The organism is Azospirillum aestuarii (assembly GCF_016632405.1).
GTDB lineage: Bacteria > Pseudomonadota > Alphaproteobacteria > Azospirillales > Azospirillaceae > Azospirillum > Azospirillum aestuarii.
Genome location: NZ_JAEPIV010000052.1, coordinates 1 through 18,126, shown reverse-complemented (window position 1 = coordinate 18,126; position 18,126 = coordinate 1). Strand labels below are relative to the sequence as shown.

Sequence of the window (18,126 nt, the reverse complement as noted above, 5' to 3'; positions counted from 1 at the left end):
CCGCGCCGGTCTGGTCGGGGCGGACGGGGCGACCCACGCCGGGGCCTTCGACGTCGCCTATCTCGGCTGCCTGCCCGACATCGTGCTGATGGCGGCGGCGGACGAGCTGGAGCTGATGCACATGGTGGCGACCAGCGCCGCCATCGACGACCGCGCCTCGGCGCTGCGCTACCCGCGCGGCGAGGGGGTGGGGCTGGAATTGCCGGAGCGCGGCGCGGTCCTGCCCATCGGCAAGGGGCGCATCCTTCAGGAAGGCAGCAAGGTGGCGATCCTCAGCTACGGCACGCGGCTGGCCGAGGCGCGCAAGGCGGCGGCGGAGCTGGGGGCGCGCGGCCTGTCGACGACGGTGGCCGACGCGCGCTTCGCCAAGCCGCTGGACGAGGATCTGGTGCGCCGTCTGGCGCTGGAGCACGAGGTGCTGATCACCATCGAGGAGGGCTCGGTCGGCGGCTTCGGCAGCTTCGTGCTGCAGCATCTGGCGATGACCGGGCTTCTGGACGGCCATCGTCTTGGGGGCGGGCTGAAGATCCGCCCGATGGTGCTGCCCGACCGCTTCCTCGACCATGACAGCCCGGCCAGGCAGTATGAGGAGGCCGGTCTCGCCGCCCGCCACATCGTCGCCACGGCGTTGCAGGCGCTGGGCAGCCACACCGGGCGGATCGCGACGATGGGATAGGTAGCTTACTGTGTTTCCGTTCTGCGCTTGCCCCGTGTGGCCTTCGTGGGCTTGGTGTTCAGGGGTTTGGCCTTCAGGGGTTTGGCGAGGTGCTTCAACTCCTCGTACCGGTTCAGAAAGAGCGCATAGGCCCGATCTGGGCCGACCGGGACGATCCTGTCCGGGTGGGGAGCCGGCAGATGCCCCCAGTCCAGCCAGGCCGGGGGCAGGAGGTCGCGCAGTTCCGTCGCCATGCAGACGAGGTCGGCCTGCTTGATGCCCGGCGCTTCGTCATCGAAGCCGAACCAGCGGCGCAGCGCGTCCTTGACCGGATGCAGCCGCTGCTTGACGTAGTCGCGGTCCAGCATGACCTTCACCGGCGACGGCCAGTCGCCGAGGAACTCCTCGCAGTCGTGCATCAGTGCCGAGTAGGCCAGGGCCGGCGGCACCAGATGCGAAACCATCACCGAATGCTCGGCGACCGAATACCAGGGCTTGGCGGCGCCGCCCCAGCGCGGCTGGGACGACAGGCATTGGGCGATGTCCTCGATCGGCATGCCGGTGGCGTCCGGCGTCAGAAGATCGAGGACGAAGCCGGACGGCATCAGGATGGCCGTGCGTCCGTCCGGTCGCTTGAGAAGGTCGAGTTGCATGGATCGCCGCTGTTCCAGAACCACGGGCCGGGCGCGGTGCCGCTTTCAGGAGCCGGACCCGACCGTCAATCGGTGTGGGTTTAGCAGATCGCCGACACCGCGGACAACGGACCCCGGCGCATCGCCCCCATCGACCGCAACAAGGCTTCGATTCGCCGTTCTTTCGGTTGAGTAAATTGCAAGACAGGGATCATTTAGCGGCTTTTCCGCCATGATCCGACGATGTAACGTGTTCCTGCATTTGCCCAATGCAACGACACGGATATGGGTGGCCGCGCCGATGCTGACTGACAATGCGAAGGATGGGCTGCCGAACCGCAGCATCAACGACCTGCGCGTCCTGCTTATCGAAGACGACGACTTTACCCGCCGGCTGATGAGCCGCCTGCTTCAGGACCTGAAGGTCCGCCATGTGTGGGAGGCGTCGGACGGCATGGCCGCGCTGGGCATCCTGCGTGACCATGCGGAGGAGGTGGACCTCGCCATCTGCGATCTGGAAATGCCGCGGATGAGCGGGTTGGACCTTCTGCACGCCCTCCGCACCGCCACGGGCAACCCGCTGGCCGACCTTCCGGTGATCGTGCTCACCGCCCATCGCGAGGCCGACACGGTCAAGCGGGCCATCGCCTACGGCATTTCCGGCTATCTGGTGAAGCCGGTGTCGAAGGCCGACCTCGTGAAACGGCTGACCTTCGTTCTTCAGAAAGGCCGTTAGACAAGGCGTTGGATCGGACTTCGGCAACCATAGGGCGTGTTTTCTGAAATCTGAGCCGTCCGGCGCAGTCAGGCGTTGCAGGAACGGATGTGAGGGCGCACCTTTCATCCGAACGCCCCCTCGACCGGAGACGCCGCGCCATGCCGGAGACCGTCCGGCCTTCCCTGGACCCGATACGGATCGCTTCCAACCCCATTGCGGACCGTCGCTCCGAGTTGGCGCGCGCCGTCGTGGCGATCCAGTTCGAGCGCCGGCCCGCGCGCTACGCCCGTTACGGCGAGGCCGGGCGGGAGCGTTGCGTCGAGGATGTCGGTTTCCACCTTCTCTATCTGGCGGAGGCCGTCGCCGCCGACAGCCCGGCGCTGTTCCGCGAGTATGTGGCCTGGGTCAAGGTCCTCTTCGCCGGGATCGGCATCCCCGACGAGGAGCTGGGCGAAAGCCTGGAGATCCTCCGCGACGTGGTGGCCGTCCGGGTCGATCCCGCCACGTCGACGCGCGTGCGCGCCTGCGTGGGGGAGGGGCTGGCCGCCTTGCCCGCCCTGCCGCGTGAGGTGCCGCCCTTCGTCCGGTCGGACGCGCCGCTGGGGGCGCTCGCCCGCGCCTATCTGGATGCGCTGTTGTCCGGCGACCGGCGGCGGGCGGCGCTGCTGGTGACGGAGGCGGTCACCGGCGGGGCGACGGTGCCCGACCTGTACCTGCATGTGTTCCAGCCGACCCTGCGCGAGATCGGACGGCTCTGGCAGACGCGGGCGATCACCGTGGCGCACGAGCATTTCGCCACCGCGGCCACCCAGACGATCATGGGCCAGCTTTACCCGGCGATCTTCGCGGCCGAGCGGCGCGGCCTGTCCATGGTCGCCACCTGCGTCAGCGGGGAGCAGCACGAGATTGGCATCCGCATGGTCGCCGACTTCTTCGAAATGGCTGGTTGGGACAGCCATTATCTCGGCGCCAACGCGCCCGTGGACAGCGTCGTTCGCTCGGTGCGGGAGCAGGGCGCCCGCGTCCTGGCGGTGTCGGCCACCATCACGGCCCATGTCGGGCGGGTCGCGGCCCTCATCTCTGCGGTGCGCGCCGAATCCGGAGAGCCGCCGCATGTGCTCGTCGGCGGCTACCCCTTCAACCTCGTCCCGGACTTGTGGAGGACGGTCGGTGCCGACGCCTTCGCCCCCGGCGCGGAGGAGGCCGTCGCCATCGCGGAGGGGCTGATCGGCCCGGCGGCCCCGGACCGTGCCGCCGGAGTGGCGTGATGCGTGTTCCGTGATGCGTGCGGCTTGAAGGAGAGGGTATGGACGGGCTGGTCCTGACCTGCGACCACGACGGGCGGCTGCGCGCCCTGCATCGGGTGGGCGCCGGGCTGCCGGGTGTGACGGGAAAGCCGGGCGCCCCCTTTCCGCTTCTGTTCGGTTCGGACGCAATGGCGGGCGCGCTGGACCTGTTCAGCGGGCTGCGGAAGTCCGGCCGGGCGATCGACCATCCCGTGCCCAGCCGACTCGACGCCGCGGGGATGCTGTACGCCAGTGGACTGAGCGACGCGGAGGGGCTGGTGCTGGCCGTGGCGCGGGTGCCCGGCGGGCTGCCCGCCGTGATGGAGGCGTTGGAGACGCTGAACCCTCGGCTGGCCCGGCGGCTCGCCCCTTTGCGGTCGGCGGCGCCGGAACCGGCGGTGCCCACCGCGGACGCGCTGTTCGACGAGATGACCCTTCTCAACAACGAACTCGCCAACGCCCAGCGGGCACTCGCCAAGGCCAACGCCGAGCTGGCCGCCAGCAACGAGCAGAAGAACCGGCTGATGGGCATGCTGGCCCACGATCTGCGCACGCCGCTCCAGGTCGTCGTCGGCTTCGCGGAGATGCTGGAGCAGCGGCTGGACGGGCGGCTGGAGGCGACGGAGCGCGCCTGCCTGGAGCGCATCCGCGAATCGAGCCTGTCCATGCGCCACATGGTGGAGGACGCGCTGTCCCTGGCGGCGCTTCAGGCGGGGCGGCTCCGCTTGGCGCGGCGGCCGTCCGATCTGGCGGCGCTGGTCCGGCGGAACGTCTCGATGAACCGCGTGTTGGCCGAAGGCAAGACCATCACCATCGAGCTGTCCGTGCCCGAACACCCGTTGCCCATGGCCGACATCGACCCGGCCAAGCTGGATCAGCTTCTCAACAACCTCCTGTCGAACGCCATCAAATACTCCGACCGCGGCGGGCGTGTCGGCGTCGCCCTGGGCGAGGCCCCGAGCGAAGGCGTCGGCTGGGCGCGCCTCCGCGTGTCCGACGATGGGCGGGGCATTCCAGCGGCGGAACTGGCGCAGCTCTTCCAGCCCTTCGCCCGCACGGGCCGGCTGGGCACGGAAGGGGAGGGAACGGTCGGGCTCGGCCTGTACATCTGCCGATCCATCGTGGAGGGGCATGGCGGGCGCATCACCGCCGATTCGGCGCCGGGACGCGGCTCGACCTTCACCGTGGACCTGCCTCTGGTGGCATCATCCCCTTGAGAAACGGGGCATTCCACAGATGGGCTGGCGCGCCGACCGGCGATGCTGTAAAAGGAGCCCTTACGATGTTGCGACGCGAAAGGTCCATGGGTTTACCCTTCCGCCGTTTCGGGCGGCCTCCGTGGGGAGCGCCGTGAGCGACGGCCGACCTCCCGACACGTCCCCGGACCGTCAGGCTCCGGAGGACGTCGACCGCGGCGATGCCGCGCCCACCGGCTTCCCGCCGGTGAACCCCGCTTCGGCGGTGCTGGACGATTTCCTGAACCACGACCATGGCGCGCGGATCGCGCTGGGCGACCTCGTGGGAATCCTGGGCGACCGAGCCTTTGGCGCCCTGCTTCTGATCCTCTCCATTCCGAACATCCTGCCGGTGCCGGGGCTGTCCACGGCGACGGGCCTGCCGATGCTGCTGATCGGCGCCCAGATCGCCGCCGGGCGCGACCGCCCCTGGCTGCCGCGCCGGCTGGCCGCCCTCACCCTCGACCGGGACGCCTTTTTGCGGGTGATCGCGAAGGCGAAGCCGCACGTCGACCGGCTGGAGCGGCATCTGCGCCCGCGCCTGCCGGCGATGACCGCCTCGACGGCGGAACGGCTGCTCGGCGTGGCCGTGATGATCCTGGCCGGAATCCTGGCTCTTCCCATCGTCTTCGGCAACCAGCCTCCGGCGCTGGCCATCGCGCTGATCGCGCTGGGGCTGATCGAGAAGGATGGGGCCTTCGTCGTCGCGGGCCTCGTCGCCGGACTGATCGCCATCGTCATCATCGCCGCCGTCCTGTTCGGTTTCGGACAGGCTGGCATGCTGATCTTCGACAAACTGTCTTCATAAAAGGGAGCGCCCGCGGGCTCGACGCCATGATTTGGGAAGTACTGGTCATCATTTTGCTGATCCTGCTGAACGCCTTTTTCGCGATGTCGGAAATGGCGCTGGTGTCGTCGCGACGCGCGCGGCTTCAGCAGATGGCCGAGGAAACACGCAGCAAGGGCGCCCGCGCCGCGCTGAAACTGTCGGAGGACCCCGGCAACTTCCTCTCAACGGTGCAGGTCGGTATCACGCTGATCGGCATCATCGCCGGCGCCTATGGCGGCGCGACCCTGGCCGACCGGCTGGGCACGGTCCTGGACGCCAACGTCTCCTGGATCGCCCCCTACGGGCAGCAGGTCGGCTTCGCGCTGGTGGTCGCCGCGATCACCTACCTGTCGCTGATCGTCGGCGAGCTGGTGCCCAAGCGCATGGCGCTGGTGAACGCGGAGCGCATCGCCGCCGGCGTGGCCGGCCCGATGAGCGTCCTGTCGCGCATCGCCATGCCGCTGGTCTGGCTGCTCGGCGTCTCGACCGAGGGCCTGATGAAGCTGCTGCGCCTGCCGACCGCGCGCGAGCAGACCGTCACCGAGGAGGAGGTCAAGAGCCTCATCAAGGAGGGCACCCAGACCGGCGTCTTCGAGCCCGCCGAGCGGCAGATGATCGAGGGCGTGTTCCGCCTGTCCGATCGCACCGCGCGGTCGATCATGACGCCGCGCCCCGACCTCGTGTGGATCGATCTCAACGACCCGCCCGACGCCATCGCCAAGGAGATCCAGGCCAGCGGCTATTCCCGCTTCCTGGTCTGCAGCGGCGACGTGGACGAGGTCCAGGGCATCGTGTCGAGCAAGGCGCTGCTCAACCAGGCGCTCCAGGGCCGCAGCTTCGATCTGCGCGAGGCCATGGTGGAGCCGCTGATCGTCCATGACGGCACCCCCGTCCTGCGGCTGCTGGAGCTGTTCAAGCAGGCCAGCATCCACATGGCCGTTGTGGTGGACGAGTATGGCAGCGTCGAGGGCATCGCCACCGTGACCGACATCATGGAGGCCATCGCCGGCGAGATGCCCGAACAGGGGCAGGAAGGCGACGGTTTCGCGGTCCAGCGCGAGGACGGTTCCTGGCTCGTGGACGGCATGACCCCTGTGGAGGAGGTGGAGTCGCTGGTCGGCGTGAAAGGGCTGAAGGGCGAGGGCGACTACCACACCATCGCCGGCTTCATGCTGGACCGGCTGGGCCATGTGCCCACCGCCGCGGAGCATTTCCACTGGAACGGCCTGCGGTTCGAGGTCGTCGACATGGACGGCCGGCGCATCGACAAGGTGATGATCCAGGAGAACGGCGAGGTCTCGGAGGGCTGACGAAGCGCTCCGAAGAGCGGTATCACAGCTCGGTGACGCCGCTCTTCGGGATGCGGACCTCGCGGTGGACCGACATGCTGAGCAGCAACCCCACGCCGACCATCAGCGTCATCATCGCCGACCCGCCGTAGGACACCAGCGGCAGCGGAATGCCCACCACCGGGATCAGGCCGGTGACCATCGATACGTTGACCATCACGTAGAGGAAGAACTGCGCGGTCATGCCGACCGCCACCAGCCGGGCGAACTGGCTGCGGCAGCTCAGCGCGATGACCACGCCGTAGATGAACAGCATCAGGTACAGCGCCAGCAGGATCAGCGCGCCGACCATCCCGAACTCCTCCGCCAGCACCACGAAGATGAAGTCGGTGTGCTTCTCCGGCAGGAACATCAGCTGGCTCTGCGAACCGGACATGAAGCCCTTGCCGAACAGCCCGCCCGACCCCAGGGCGATCTTCGACTGGAGGATGTTGTAGCCGGCGCCGAGCGGGTCGGTTTCCGGGTCGAGGAAGGTGTAGACGCGCTGCTTCTGGTAATCATGCAGGAATTCCCAGGCGATGGGGATGGCCGACAGGCCGCCGCCGATGACCAGCAGGAACTTCCAGATCCTCACCCCCGCCGCGAAGAAGACGGCACCGCTGCCCATGATCAGCAGCAGCGAGGTGCCCAGGTTCGGCTGCATCAGCACCAGGGCCACCGGGATGAAGACCAGCAGCAAGGGTGGGATCAGCAGCAGCGGGCGGCCGATCTGGTCCAGCGAGATGCCGTGGAAGTAACGGGCCAGCGCCAGGGTCAGCGCCGGCTTCATCAGCTCGGACGGTTGGAGCTGGAAGAATCCCAGGTCGATCCAGCGCTGGGCGCCCATGCCGATGCGCCCCATCAGCTCCACCGCCACCAGCAGGCAGAGCACGATCAGGAAGATGGCGTAGGCCGACTTCATCAGATGCCGCACGTCGACCAGAGCGATCATCAGCATCAGGACCAGACCGGGGATGGCGCGCACGAGCTGCGGCTGCGCCCAGGGCTTCCAGTTGCCGCCGGCGGCCGAATAGAGCAGGGCCACCCCGACCGACGTGATGATGCAGACCAGGAGCACCAGCCCCCAGTTGATCATGCGGAACTTGCTGCCGAGCGTCAGTTCCGGGCGCTGCGGGGCAAGCCCGCCCGACCCGTGGTTCGAAAGGACCGCGACCATGAGGAAACGTTCGTTGTGTCCGGGGGCGTCCGTGCCGGAAGGGCAAGCGGCGGCGCCTTGCGCGGCGGATACTGCACCAGCGCCGCCCTTCGGTAAAGCCGCCCGGTCCCGCCGCCTTAAAACTGCTTCAGAAGCCGGTCAGAACTGCTTCAGCAGGCGGTCGATGTACTCGCGCTCCATCTGCGGCCGGCCATATTGGCCGGAGCGGCGGCGCAGCTCGTCCAGGATTTCGCGGGCGCGCTGGAGTTCGGCTTCCTCGGGGATCTTCACGTCCTCGTTGTTGTAGTTGCCGAAGCCGGAGGGGCGGCGGCCCAGCGGGTCGCGGTTGCGGCCCTGGCCCTGGCGCTGCTGCGCCTGTCCGGGCTGCTGCCCGCTCATCGCCGGACCCTGCTGGCCCATCATCTGCTGCATCATCTGCTCGGCCATGGCCTGCATGCCCTGCTGCAACTCGTCCATCGCCTGGGTCTGCGGCGGAACGGCGGAGCCGGGCTGCCCCTGCTGGAGCGCCTGGCCCGCGTCGCGCATCGCCCGTTCGGCACGGCCGAGCGGGCGCGGGATCTCGCCGCCCTGCTGTTCGCCCATGCGGCGCATCAGCTCGCCGAGTTGGCGGCGCAACGCCTCCTGCTGCTCGGCCTGCTGCTGCATCAGCGGGCTGCCGGACTGTCCCTGCTGTCCCTGCTGCGGACGGCCCTGGCGGTTGCGCGGCCCCTGCTGCTGGCCCTGCTGCCCGTCCTGCTGGCCCATCTGCTCCTGCGACTGGCGGAAGGTCTGGTCGAGCAGCTGCTGCTGCCGCTGCGTCAGCTCCTGAAGCTCGCGCATCATCTGCGCCGCCTCGTTCTGGCCCTGCTGCTGCATCTGGGCCATGGCGCCGTTGCGCATGTTCTCCATCATCTGCTGCAACTGCGACAGCATCTGCCGCGCGGCGTCGCGGGCGCCGGTCTCGGCCATCTGCCGCATCTGCTCCATCATGCGCTGGAGGTCCTGGCGGTCCATCATCTGGTCGGCCATTTCCGGCGGCACCATGGGAATTTGCTCGCCGCGCTCCAGCGCCTCGCGCATCTGCTGCTCCATGGCGTCGAGGAACTTGTCGAGCGCCGCCTGAAGCTCGTCCATCAGCTTCTTCAGCTCCTGGTCGTCGGCGCCGCGCTCCAGCGCCTCGGCGAGACGGCTCTCGGCGTCGCGCAGGTCGCGCTCGGCCAGCGAGAGGCCGCCGTCCTCGATGCGCAGCGCGGTTTCCCACAGCAATTGCTGAACGGCGGGGACCGATGCCCCCTCTTCATCGAGCAGCAGGCGGTTCACCGCGGTGCGCATGGCGAGGAAAGCCACCAGATCGCCGCCGAACTGGCTGGGGCGCGCGGAGATCTCGGCCAGGGCACGGGCCACCTCGATGCGGAGCTGCTGGGGTCGCAGGGTCAGCTTCTTGCGCTCCTCCACGATGGCGCGGGCGACCGGGTGGTTGAAGACGCGTTCCGGCAGGACCATCGCCACGTCCTCCGTGCTGCCGGTCTGGCCGGCGCCGTCGAGCGCGGTCAGGCGGATGGTGACGTTCAGCCCGGCCCAGGGATGGGCGGTCAGGTCGTGGAAGGCGGCGTTGCGCGCCTCGCGCGGGCGGACGCCGGGCAGGGCCAGCGGCAGCTCCAATGGGCTGCGGTCGAGCGCCGGGGCCTCGCCCTCCGGCAGGTCCAGCCGGACGACGGCCTTGGCCTCGGCCAGCCCGTAGTCGTCCTGCGCGGTGTAGTCCAGCCGCAGCGCGCCGCGCTCCCCCTTGGCCGGAGGGCTGGCGTAGGCGATGGTCGGCGGGTTGTCCGGGATGATCCGCACGTTCCAACCACCCAGCACGCTGGACCCCTGGGTCACGGCGATGCGGGCGCCGTCCTCGATGGGCTGCTGGATCTGGAAAGTCGAGGAGTCCACGGCCTCGAAAGCGGTGGTCTTGCTGCCGGCCTCCAGCGACGGTGTGCCGCTGCCGCCGGTGACGCGGGCCAGCACGAGGCTGCCCTTGGGGACCGGCACGGGATCGGCGATGCTCGGCGTATGGGCGGGATTGGCCGACTTCAGGAAGACGGGCGGCAGGCCGGTGTATTCCGGCGGCGTCACCCAGAGGTCGAGCGTCGCGACGGACGCCGTCGCGGTTCCGCCGAAATGCGGGGTGATGGCGGCGACAAGGCGCGGCTTCCAGTCGCCCCAGGTCGCTCCGCCCGCGGCGATCAGCACGAGCGCCACCAACGCGCGCAGGGCGTAGCGGTCCTGGGCGGCGAGGCCGTCGGACGGCGGCATGGCGACGCGCAGCCGCCGCATGGCGGCGCGCACCCGCTCCTGATGCAGGCGCCACAACTCCGCGGCGACGGGGTCATTGCCGGCAGGCGTGTCGCGCAGCGCGTGGAGGGGGCGGTGGGGCAGGCCGCTGTCGCGCTCCAGCCGGCGGCGGGCGGCGTCCTCGTCCGGCAGGCGGAAGGCGCGCAACCCGCGCCAGCCCGTCCAGCCGATGGCGGCGACGAACAGCAGCAGGGCCAGGGCGTGCAGCCAGCCCGGCAAAAGCAGGAAAACGTTCAGCAGGGCCAAGGCGAGGAAGGCCCCGGCGATGGTGATGGGCGCCCAGAGCGCCGGCCACAGCCGTTCCCAGAGCAGGGCGGCGCGGGCCTGCCCCATGCGGAGGCGGGGCTCCCGCGGGGCGGGTGCGGGGGGCGCCTCCTTGCGCAGGGGGAAGCGAAACCCGTCCTTGCTGTCGCTCATGCCGCTCTCCCGTCAGGTCAGGCACCGGGCGGGAGGAGAAACCGCCACCGGAACATCGTCAGGATATAGGCTCGGCTGCGCCGTCTGTCGCGGTCCGGCATGCCGGTTCGTTACCGAAACATCGGGCCATGTCCAAAATATGGCGGGCCAATGGATGGCACAGGGTGCGATGCCCTTTCCATTTCACGGCCGCCCATTTCACGGCCGCGGACGGTGGGTCGTTCTCCAGAAGGCGAGGCGCATCGCGCCCGTCCAACGGAATCCGATCAGGAGCGGCCCCATGCCAAGTCCTAAGACTTTCTCGACCGCGAACGCCACCGGGGAGCGATACACGCTCGACCCCGCCAAGGCTGGCCACGTCCTTGTCTATCGGTTCGCCGACAAGGCCAAAGCGACCGACTGGAGGTCGCGCCGCCGGAACACCGTTGGCGGCGGCTTCGCCAAACCCAGCGATTCGGTGTTGAACGACTGGGCGCTCAAGCAAAGCTCGTACGGCAGCCAGTCGGAGAACTCGAACGACAACCCCTTCCTGTCCGTCGCCACGAATTACGAGGTCCTCTATGACCGGGCCGAGGGCTGGGTGAAGAAGATCCTCGAGACGGCGCCCGATCTGGGGGTTTTCTCGGTGCCTTACGACAAGCTCTATCGGCCGTCGCCGACCAAGCCGCTGTCGAAGGAAGAAACCGAGTGGCTGTACTATGACGGGGACGCCGAACTCGTGTCCTATCTGAAGACGTGGGCGGCCAATCCCTACAAGAAATAGACGGCGCCCGGTCCGGAGGTTCTGATGGCCGGGCTTCCGCGGCCCGGCCCTCAGGCCGTCGGGGCCGCCGCGCCGGGATTCCCCCGCCCGTCCAGCCATTCGCCGAACCATTTGTCCATGACCAGGATATGGCCGCACAGCCACATCTCGACGTAGCTCTGGAGGAACTGCACCTCCTCCGGATCGCGCGTCCCGGAGTCGGACTGCCGACGGACGAAGTCGGCGAAGGTGTCGTGCATCGACTTGTGCTTGGTGTAGTCGGGGTACCCGACCGCACGCATCAGCCCTTCCTCGCGGCGGAAATGATAGGCCGAATAATCGGCCAGCTCGCGCAGGAAGCGGTTCGCGGACTCCCGCGTTTCCCCGGCGGCGATGGCCGCGCTGAACTGGTTGAACAGCTGGAACAGGCGCTGATGGTCTCCGTCCACAGCGCTCTGTCCGATGGCATAGGCCGCGTCCCACTCCATAATGTTCCCCGCCCGTTTCTCGAACGGGGAATCATACGCCTTATGGGTGGTTCTGTGCAGCGGTTATTGCAGGCCCGCAACCGTTGTGGGTCAGTCCTTCAGCCAGTCCGGCACGCGGTCCAGCGCCAGCAACTCCTCCACCGACACGCGCGGCCGGATGACGGAGAACTGGTCGCCGTTCACCAGCACCTCCGGGATCAGCGGGCGGGTGTTGTAGGTGGAGGACATGACCGCGCCATATGCCCCCGCCGACAGGATCGCCACCAGCTCGTCCGGCGCCATGGCCGGCAGCGCGCGCTGGAGTGCGAAGGTGTCGCCGCTCTCGCAGACCGGTCCGACGACGTCGTAGGGCTCGGTGGCGGCGCCCCTGGCGGGCTCGGTCACCGGGACGATGCCGTGATAGGCCTCGTACAGGGTGGGGCGGATCAGGTCGTTCATCGCCGCGTCGATGATGACGAAGCGGCGGTGCAGCCCCTGCTTCAGGTAGATCACCCGCGACACCAGGATGCCGGCGTTGCCGACCAATGAGCGGCCCGGCTCCAGGGAGATGCGGCAGCCGAGGTTGCCGGTGATCGACTTCACCATGGCGGCGTAGTCGGCGATGTCCGGCGGCGCCTCGTGCTTGTAGACGATGCCCAGCCCGCCGCCGAGGTCGAGGCGGGTGATGTCGTGCCCGTCCTCGCGCAACACGTGGAGCAGCGCCGCCACCCGTTCGTAGGCGGCGCGGAAGGGGGCGAGGTCGGTCAGCTGCGACCCGATGTGGACGGCGATGGCCACCGGCTTGATGCCCGGCAGCTTGGCGGCCTGGGCGTAGACCTCCCGCGCGTGGTCGTAATCGACGCCGAACTTGTTCTCCTTCTTGCCCGTCGCGATCTTGGCGTGGGTCTTGGCGTCCACGTCCGGATTCACGCGGAAGGCGATGGGGGCGGTGACGCCCAGGCTGACCGCCACCTCCGACAGGGCCTCCACCTCCGGGATGGATTCCACGTTGATCTGGTGGATTCCGGCCTCCAGCGCGGCCCGCATCTCCTCGCGCGTCTTGCCGACCCCAGAGAAGATGATCTTGCCGGACGGGATGCCACCGGCCAGCGCGCGCCGCATCTCGCCCCCCGACACCACGTCGGCGCCGGCCCCCAAGCGGGCGAAGGCGCGGATGACGGCGAGGTTGGAGTTGGCCTTCACCGCGTAGCAGACGTCGGCGTCCTGCCCCGCGAAGGCCCCGGCATAGGCGCTGTAATGCGCCTCCAGCGCCGCCGTGGAGTAGCAGTAGAAGGGCGTGCCGACCTCCGCCGCGATGGTGGACAGCGGCACGGACTCGGCGTGCATCACGCCGTTGCGGTAGGCGAAGGCGCTCATGGGAAGCGGGCTCCGGAGGACGGCTGACCGGGCTTGGGGTCGGTCTTCGGGTTCGGGTAGGTGCCGGGGAACTTGTCGGCGGCCTTGCCCTGCGGGGGATCGACGAAGCTCGGCTTCTTGCCGCAGCCGGCCAGCGTCAGCGCGACGGCGGCGGTCGCCAGGATCAGCAGCGGGCGCCTCACAGGAAGCGCTCCCGCGCCGCCGCGACGGCCTCGCGCACGCGGACGGGGGAGGCGCCGCCGAAGCTGCGCCGGCTGTCCAGCGACGCCTCGATGCTCAGCGCCGGGAAGACGGACTCGGTGATGCGCGGCTCGATGGCCTGCAATTCCTCCAGCGTCAGGGCGGTCAGCCCGACGCGCTTGTCCTCCGCCGCCTTCACGGCGCGCCCGGTGATGTGGTGCGCCTCGCGGAAGGGAATGTCCAGCTCCCGCACCAGCCAGTCGGCGAGGTCGGTGGCGTTGAGGAAGCCGCGGTCGGTCGCCTCGCGCAGCGCCGGCACGTTCGGCTGCATGTCGCGCACCATGCCCTCCATGGCGGCGATGCACAGCGCCAGCGTGTCGTCGGCCTCGAAGACCGGCTCCTTGTCCTCCTGCATGTCCTTGGAATAGGCCAGCGGCAGGCCCTTCATGGCGACCAGCAGGCTGTTCAGGCTGCCGATGACCCGCCCGGCCTTGGCGCGCACCAGCTCCGCCGCGTCCGGGTTCTTCTTCTGCGGCATGATGGAGGAGCCGGTGGTGAAGGCGTCCGTCAGCCTGATGAAGCGGAACTGGGCCGAGCACCACAGCACGATCTCCTCCGCGAAGCGGGAGAGGTGCATGCCGCAGATGCTGGCGGCGGCCAGATACTCCAGCGCGAAGTCGCGGTCGGACACCGCGTCCAGCGAGTTGGCGGTGGGCCGGTCGAAGCCCAGCGCCTCCGCCGTCATGAAGCGGTCGATGGGGTAGGGCGTGCCGGCCAGCGCGGCGGAGCCGAGCGGGCATTCGTTCAGCCGCGCGCGGGCGTCGCGCAGGCGGCCGCGGTCGCGCCCGAACATCTCCACATAGGCCAGCAGATGGTGGCCGAAGCTGACCGGCTGGGCGGCCTGGAGATGAGTGAAGCCCGGCATCACCGTGTCGGTGTGCTTCTCCGCCAGATCGATCAGCGCGGCCTGGAGCGCCTTCAGCCCCTGGTCGGCGCGGTCGAGCGCGTCGCGCACCCACAGCTTGAAGTCGGTCGCCACCTGATCGTTGCGCGACCGCCCGGTGTGCAGGCGTTTGGCCGGTTCGCCGATCAGCTCGGCGAGCCGGGCCTCCACGTTCATGTGGATGTCCTCCAACTCCACCTTGAAGGTGAAGGCTCCGGAGTCGATCTCTTCCTTGACCCGGTCCAGCCCTTCGCGGATGGCATCGGCGTCGGCCTGGGTTATGATGCCCTGGCGCGCCAGCATGGCGGCGTGGGCCTTCGACCCGGCGATGTCCTGGTCGGCCAGCCGTTTGTCGAAGCCGATGGAGGCGTTGATCCTCTCCATGATGGCGGCGGGACCGCGGGCGAAGCGGCCGCCCCACATCTGGCTGGCGGCCGGGGCGGAGGTGCGGTCTTGAGGGTTCGGCTTGGGCTGTTCGGCGCTCATGGCGGACACAATACGGGTGGGAGGACGGGAAGCGTGAGTATGCGGACTTTGGCGGCCACCGCAATCTTTTGTGTGACGCTGGGCGGTGCCGGGCTGTGGATGGCGCTGGCCGGACCGGCGGCCCCGCCGCCCCCCGCCGTGCTGACGCTGGACCAGCCCGCCCCCGGCGCGACGGCGGTGGGGCTGGACAAGTTCCGCTACATGGAGCCGCTGACGCCGGTGCCGGAACTGCCCTTCCTGGACGGGGAAGGGCGCCGGGTCGACCTGTCGGAGTTCAAGGACCGTCTGGTCCTGCTGAACCTGTGGGCGACATGGTGCGCGCCCTGCGTGAAGGAGATGCCGGCGCTCGACCGCCTCCAGGCGCAGTTGGGCGGGCCGGGCTTCCAGGTGGTGGCGCTGTCGGTGGACCGCGGCGGCAAGGATCAGGTGCAGCCCTTCTACCAGCGGACCGGCGTGAAGAACCTCGCCCTCTACCTCGACCCGTCGAGCGCCTCCATGCAGACGCTGAAGCTGCGCGGCCTGCCGACGACCCTGCTGGTGGACCAGGAGGGCCGCGAGCTTGGCCGCATCGAAGGGGCGGTGGAATGGGATTCGCCGGAAGTCATCGCCTTCCTGCGCAAGCACATGGGGCAAGGCGGCGGTCCGAACCGCGACAGCCGTGGCGGCGTTGTGCGGACGGGCGGGTGAGACCCGGCCTTGTGAAACTGTGCGCCTCACGTCGGTCTCCTCCTCAGCCCACCGGAGCCGCATGAAGATCCTGATCGCGATCCTGGCCTTGGGGGCGACGCTCTACGCCCTCGTCCTGCTGCTGGCTTATGTTGCCCAGGACCGCCTGATCTTTCCGGCCATTCCGCTCGCACAGACCCCGGATGAGGTCGGCGTGGGCGACATGGCGGTGGTGTCCGTGCGCACCGGTGACGGGCTGGACCTGCTGGGCTGGTACAAGGCGCCGGCTGCGTCGGGGCGGCCGACGCTCCTGCTGTTCCACGGCAATGGCGAGACGGTGGCCTGGAACGGCCACATCGCCCGTGCGCTGATCGACGGCGGGTACGGTGTGTTCATGGCGGAGTACCGCGGCTACGGCGGGAATCCGGGAAAGCCGAGCGAGGCGGGCCTGTATGAGGACGGGCGGGCGGCCTTGGATTTCCTGGAGGCATCGGGCGCACGGGTGGTCCTGCACGGCTATTCGTTGGGCAGCGGTGTCGCCGTGCAGCTTGCGGCTGAACGGCGCGTCGAGGCGGTGATCCTTGCCGCCCCCTACACCAGCATCGCGGACATCGGTGGTGGACTGCTGCCATTTTTGCCGGTGCGCTCGATGCTCCGCCACTCGTTCGACAGCTTTTCAAAAATTGGTCAGGTGAAAGTCCCACTGCTGATTTACCATGGCACCCTCGACCGTGTGATACCGACAGACCACTCCAGGCATCTGTTCGAGGCTGCCAACGCTCCCAAGAGGTTCGTTGCGCTTGAGGGAGCTGGTCATGTCGGCCTGTGGGCTTCCGGTGGTGAAAAGGCGGTATTGTCGTTTTTGGAAACACTGCCGGCGATGGTCAGCGCAGGTGCCTATTTGGGAAGGTGACCTCATTGCGACGACCCCGACGTTCCCGGTGGGGCATCCCCCGGCGGCGCCTGGGTCTGCGGCGGGGCCGGGCGGCGGGCCAAGTCGGCCATGATGTCCCGCGCCTCCTCGAAATGGCTGTGCAGCATGGGCAGGGCGTCGCGGGCGAAGTCGCCGGTCTCGCCGCCGCGTTCGGCCTGCGCCTCGTACAGCTTGATGGCGCGGGCGTGGGTTTCCTCCTCTGCGGCCATGTAGCGGCGGTCGAAGGCGCCCTCGGGCGTGTCGCGCAGGCTGGACATGTGGGCGCGGGCGGACAGGCCCGGCTCGCGCGGGATGGGGATGCCGTGGCGCAGTGCCATGCCGGCCAGCCGGTCGGTCTTCAGCCCGTGATCGTCGGCCATGCGGCGGGCGAAGCGGCGGACCGGCTCCGTCTCCGCCCGGTCCTGTGCCAGCTTGCCCAGCGTCTGTTCGGCTATGCCGTCGGCCAGGGCCTCGGCGATGAAGTTGCGCTCCTGCCGGGACAGGGTGGAGGGCGAGGCCGGGATGGAGCCCGGCGCCTGCGCCAGGACCGGGCCGGACAGGAAGGCCGCAAGCATCGCCGTCAGGAAGCCGCGCCGCATCGCCCCCGTCCTTTCCGCTGTTCGCCCTCTGCCCCTGCGGGACGAACAGAGCGCAAGCGCAGCGGTTCCGTACAAGCACGAAACCCGCCCCGGTTTCCCGGAGCGGGCTTCGCTGCATCGTCCGTCCTTACCCGCCGCGTCAGCGGGTCGGGACCGGCGGGTTCTTGGAGTAGTCGTAGAAGCCGCGGCCGACCTTGCGGCCGACCCAGCCGGCTTCGACATACTTCACCAGCAGCGGGCAGGGGCGGTACTTGCTGTCGGCCAGACCCTCGTAGAGGACCTGCATGACCGCCAGACAGGTGTCCAGGCCGATGAAATCCGCCAGCTCCAGCGGGCCCATCGGGTGGTTGGCGCCCAGCTTCAGCGCCGTGTCGATGGCGTGGACGCCGCCCACGCCCTCATAGAGGGTGTAGACCGCCTCGTTGATCATCGGCAGCAGGATGCGGTTGACGATGAAGGCCGGAAAGTCCTCGGCCACCGCCGCGGTCTTGCCGATGTTCGCCGTCAGCTCGCTGATCGCGTTGAAGGTCGCCTCGTCCGTCGCGATGCCGCGGATCAGCTCGACGAGCTGCATCACCGGCACCGGGTTCATGAAATGCATGCCCATGAACTTGGACGGGCGGTCCGTCGAGGCGGCGAGGCGGGTGATCGAGATCGACGAGGTGTTCGTCGCGATCAGCGCCTCGGGCTTCAGGTTCGGGACCAGCTTCTTGAAGATCTCGCGCTTGAGCGCTTCGTTCTCCGTCGCGGCCTCGACCACGAGATCGGCGTCATGGAACACGGACAGGTCGGAACCGGTGGAGATGCGGGCGATGGCCGCCGTCTTGTCGGCCTCCGTCAGCTTCCCCTTCTGAACCTGACGGTCCATGTTCTTGGAGATGGCGGCCACCGACTTCTGCAGAATCTCCGGGCTGATGTCGGAGATGACGACCTCGTACCCCGCCTGCGCGCAGACGTGGGCGATGCCGCTGCCCATCTGGCCGGCACCGATGATGCCAATCTTCTTGATCGTGGACATATGAGCTTTCCCGCTTGTCTTTGGCCCGCTGGTCTTCCGAAGAGGACTGGCCGATTACGCCTTGCCCAGCTCGGCCGTCAGCTCCGGCACCGCCTTGAACAGGTCGGCGACGAGGCCGTAGTCTGCGACCTGGAAGATCGGC

At 68.8% G+C, this 18,126-nt stretch carries 18 protein-coding genes; 9 read left to right on the top strand and 9 right to left on the bottom strand.

The genetic code is table 11. The features are described from left to right. The coding region (locus tag JJL56_RS31465) for a transketolase C-terminal domain-containing protein (protein WP_282188970.1) at positions 1–676 on the top strand (676 nt) is incomplete at its 5' end. 5 nt (positions 677–681) lie between these two features. Here JJL56_RS31465 and JJL56_RS31460 read toward each other — a convergent pair. Beyond that, a complete protein-coding gene (locus JJL56_RS31460) occupies positions 682–1,308 on the bottom strand; it encodes a hydrolase (protein ID WP_200487731.1) in 627 nt (208 codons plus the stop codon). Positions 1,309–1,588: 280 nt separating this feature from the next. Between JJL56_RS31460 and JJL56_RS31455 the strand changes: the two genes are divergently transcribed. The 5 genes from JJL56_RS31455 to JJL56_RS31435 all read left to right on the top strand — a co-directional run bounded on the left by JJL56_RS31455 (position 1,589) and on the right by JJL56_RS31435 (position 6,665). Then, entirely contained in the window at positions 1,589–2,023 is a 435-nt protein-coding gene (locus JJL56_RS31455; RefSeq protein ID WP_200487730.1) for a response regulator, read from the top strand. A gap of 140 nt (positions 2,024–2,163) precedes the next feature. Next, complete coding sequence (locus JJL56_RS31450; RefSeq protein WP_200487729.1) at positions 2,164–3,273, top strand: cobalamin B12-binding domain-containing protein; 1,110 nt, start codon at positions 2,164–2,166, stop codon at positions 3,271–3,273. Positions 3,274–3,311: 38 nt separating this feature from the next. Beyond that, complete coding sequence (locus tag JJL56_RS31445) at positions 3,312–4,508, top strand: sensor histidine kinase (RefSeq protein ID WP_145627507.1); 1,197 nt, start codon at positions 3,312–3,314, stop codon at positions 4,506–4,508. A gap of 133 nt (positions 4,509–4,641) precedes the next feature. Then, positions 4,642–5,334: an exopolysaccharide biosynthesis protein gene (locus JJL56_RS31440; RefSeq protein WP_145627505.1), complete on the top strand. Its 693-nt coding sequence runs from the start codon at positions 4,642–4,644 to the stop codon at positions 5,332–5,334. A 26-nt stretch (positions 5,335–5,360) separates the two neighbouring features. Further along, on the top strand, positions 5,361–6,665 hold the full coding sequence (locus JJL56_RS31435) for a hemolysin family protein (protein ID WP_145627503.1): 1,305 nt from the start codon (positions 5,361–5,363) through the stop codon (positions 6,663–6,665). A gap of 22 nt (positions 6,666–6,687) precedes the next feature. Here the strand turns inward: JJL56_RS31435 and rodA are convergent, their stop codons facing one another. Both rodA and JJL56_RS31425 read right to left on the bottom strand, forming a co-directional pair. Beyond that, complete coding sequence (gene rodA, locus JJL56_RS31430) at positions 6,688–7,860, bottom strand: rod shape-determining protein RodA (RefSeq protein WP_145627501.1); 1,173 nt, start codon at positions 7,858–7,860, stop codon at positions 6,688–6,690. 138 nt (positions 7,861–7,998) lie between these two features. Then, positions 7,999–10,593: a TIGR02302 family protein gene (locus JJL56_RS31425; RefSeq protein WP_200487728.1), complete on the bottom strand. Its 2,595-nt coding sequence runs from the start codon at positions 10,591–10,593 to the stop codon at positions 7,999–8,001. Between the two features lie 280 nt (positions 10,594–10,873). Between JJL56_RS31425 and JJL56_RS31420 the strand changes: the two genes are divergently transcribed. Beyond that, on the top strand, positions 10,874–11,356 hold the full coding sequence (locus tag JJL56_RS31420; RefSeq protein WP_145627497.1) for a hypothetical protein: 483 nt from the start codon (positions 10,874–10,876) through the stop codon (positions 11,354–11,356). Between the two features lie 50 nt (positions 11,357–11,406). Here JJL56_RS31420 and JJL56_RS31415 read toward each other — a convergent pair whose 3' ends face one another. The 4 genes from JJL56_RS31415 to argH form a co-directional block, all read right to left on the bottom strand. Beyond that, positions 11,407–11,823 carry a bacteriohemerythrin gene (locus tag JJL56_RS31415; protein ID WP_200487727.1) on the bottom strand — a complete coding sequence of 139 codons (417 nt, stop codon included), beginning with the start codon at positions 11,821–11,823 and terminating at the stop codon, positions 11,407–11,409. Positions 11,824–11,913: 90 nt separating this feature from the next. After that, a complete protein-coding gene (lysA, locus tag JJL56_RS31410; RefSeq protein WP_200487726.1) occupies positions 11,914–13,179 on the bottom strand; it encodes a diaminopimelate decarboxylase in 1,266 nt (421 codons plus the stop codon). Continuing rightward, positions 13,176–13,361, bottom strand: coding sequence for a hypothetical protein (locus JJL56_RS31405; RefSeq protein WP_119506406.1), 186 nt, complete (start codon positions 13,359–13,361; stop codon positions 13,176–13,178). The genes lysA and JJL56_RS31405 overlap by 4 nt, the downstream gene beginning before the upstream one ends. Continuing rightward, positions 13,358–14,788 carry an argininosuccinate lyase gene (gene argH, locus JJL56_RS31400; RefSeq protein ID WP_145627491.1) on the bottom strand — a complete coding sequence of 477 codons (1,431 nt, stop codon included), beginning with the start codon at positions 14,786–14,788 and terminating at the stop codon, positions 13,358–13,360. Before argH ends, JJL56_RS31405 begins: the two co-directional genes overlap by 4 nt. Positions 14,789–14,827: 39 nt before the next feature. Here argH and JJL56_RS31395 point away from each other — a divergent pair, with 39 nt between their 5' ends. Together JJL56_RS31395 and JJL56_RS31390 are read left to right on the top strand one after the other, a co-directional pair. Beyond that, a complete protein-coding gene (locus JJL56_RS31395) occupies positions 14,828–15,475 on the top strand; it encodes a TlpA family protein disulfide reductase (protein ID WP_200487732.1) in 648 nt (215 codons plus the stop codon). A 61-nt stretch (positions 15,476–15,536) separates the two neighbouring features. Further along, the gene (locus tag JJL56_RS31390; protein ID WP_200487725.1) at positions 15,537–16,367 is read left to right on the top strand and encodes an alpha/beta hydrolase; all 831 of its coding nucleotides are present in this window, start codon (positions 15,537–15,539) and stop codon (positions 16,365–16,367) included. Positions 16,368–16,369: 2 nt separating this feature from the next. On the opposite strand, the gene JJL56_RS31385 is transcribed toward JJL56_RS31390, so the two are convergent. Next, on the bottom strand, positions 16,370–16,966 hold the full coding sequence (locus tag JJL56_RS31385; protein ID WP_145627487.1) for a DUF4142 domain-containing protein: 597 nt from the start codon (positions 16,964–16,966) through the stop codon (positions 16,370–16,372). A gap of 139 nt (positions 16,967–17,105) precedes the next feature. Next, positions 17,106–17,984 carry a 3-hydroxybutyryl-CoA dehydrogenase gene (locus JJL56_RS31380; RefSeq protein ID WP_145627486.1) on the bottom strand — a complete coding sequence of 293 codons (879 nt, stop codon included), beginning with the start codon at positions 17,982–17,984 and terminating at the stop codon, positions 17,106–17,108. Between the last annotated feature and the right edge of the window lie 142 nt (positions 17,985–18,126).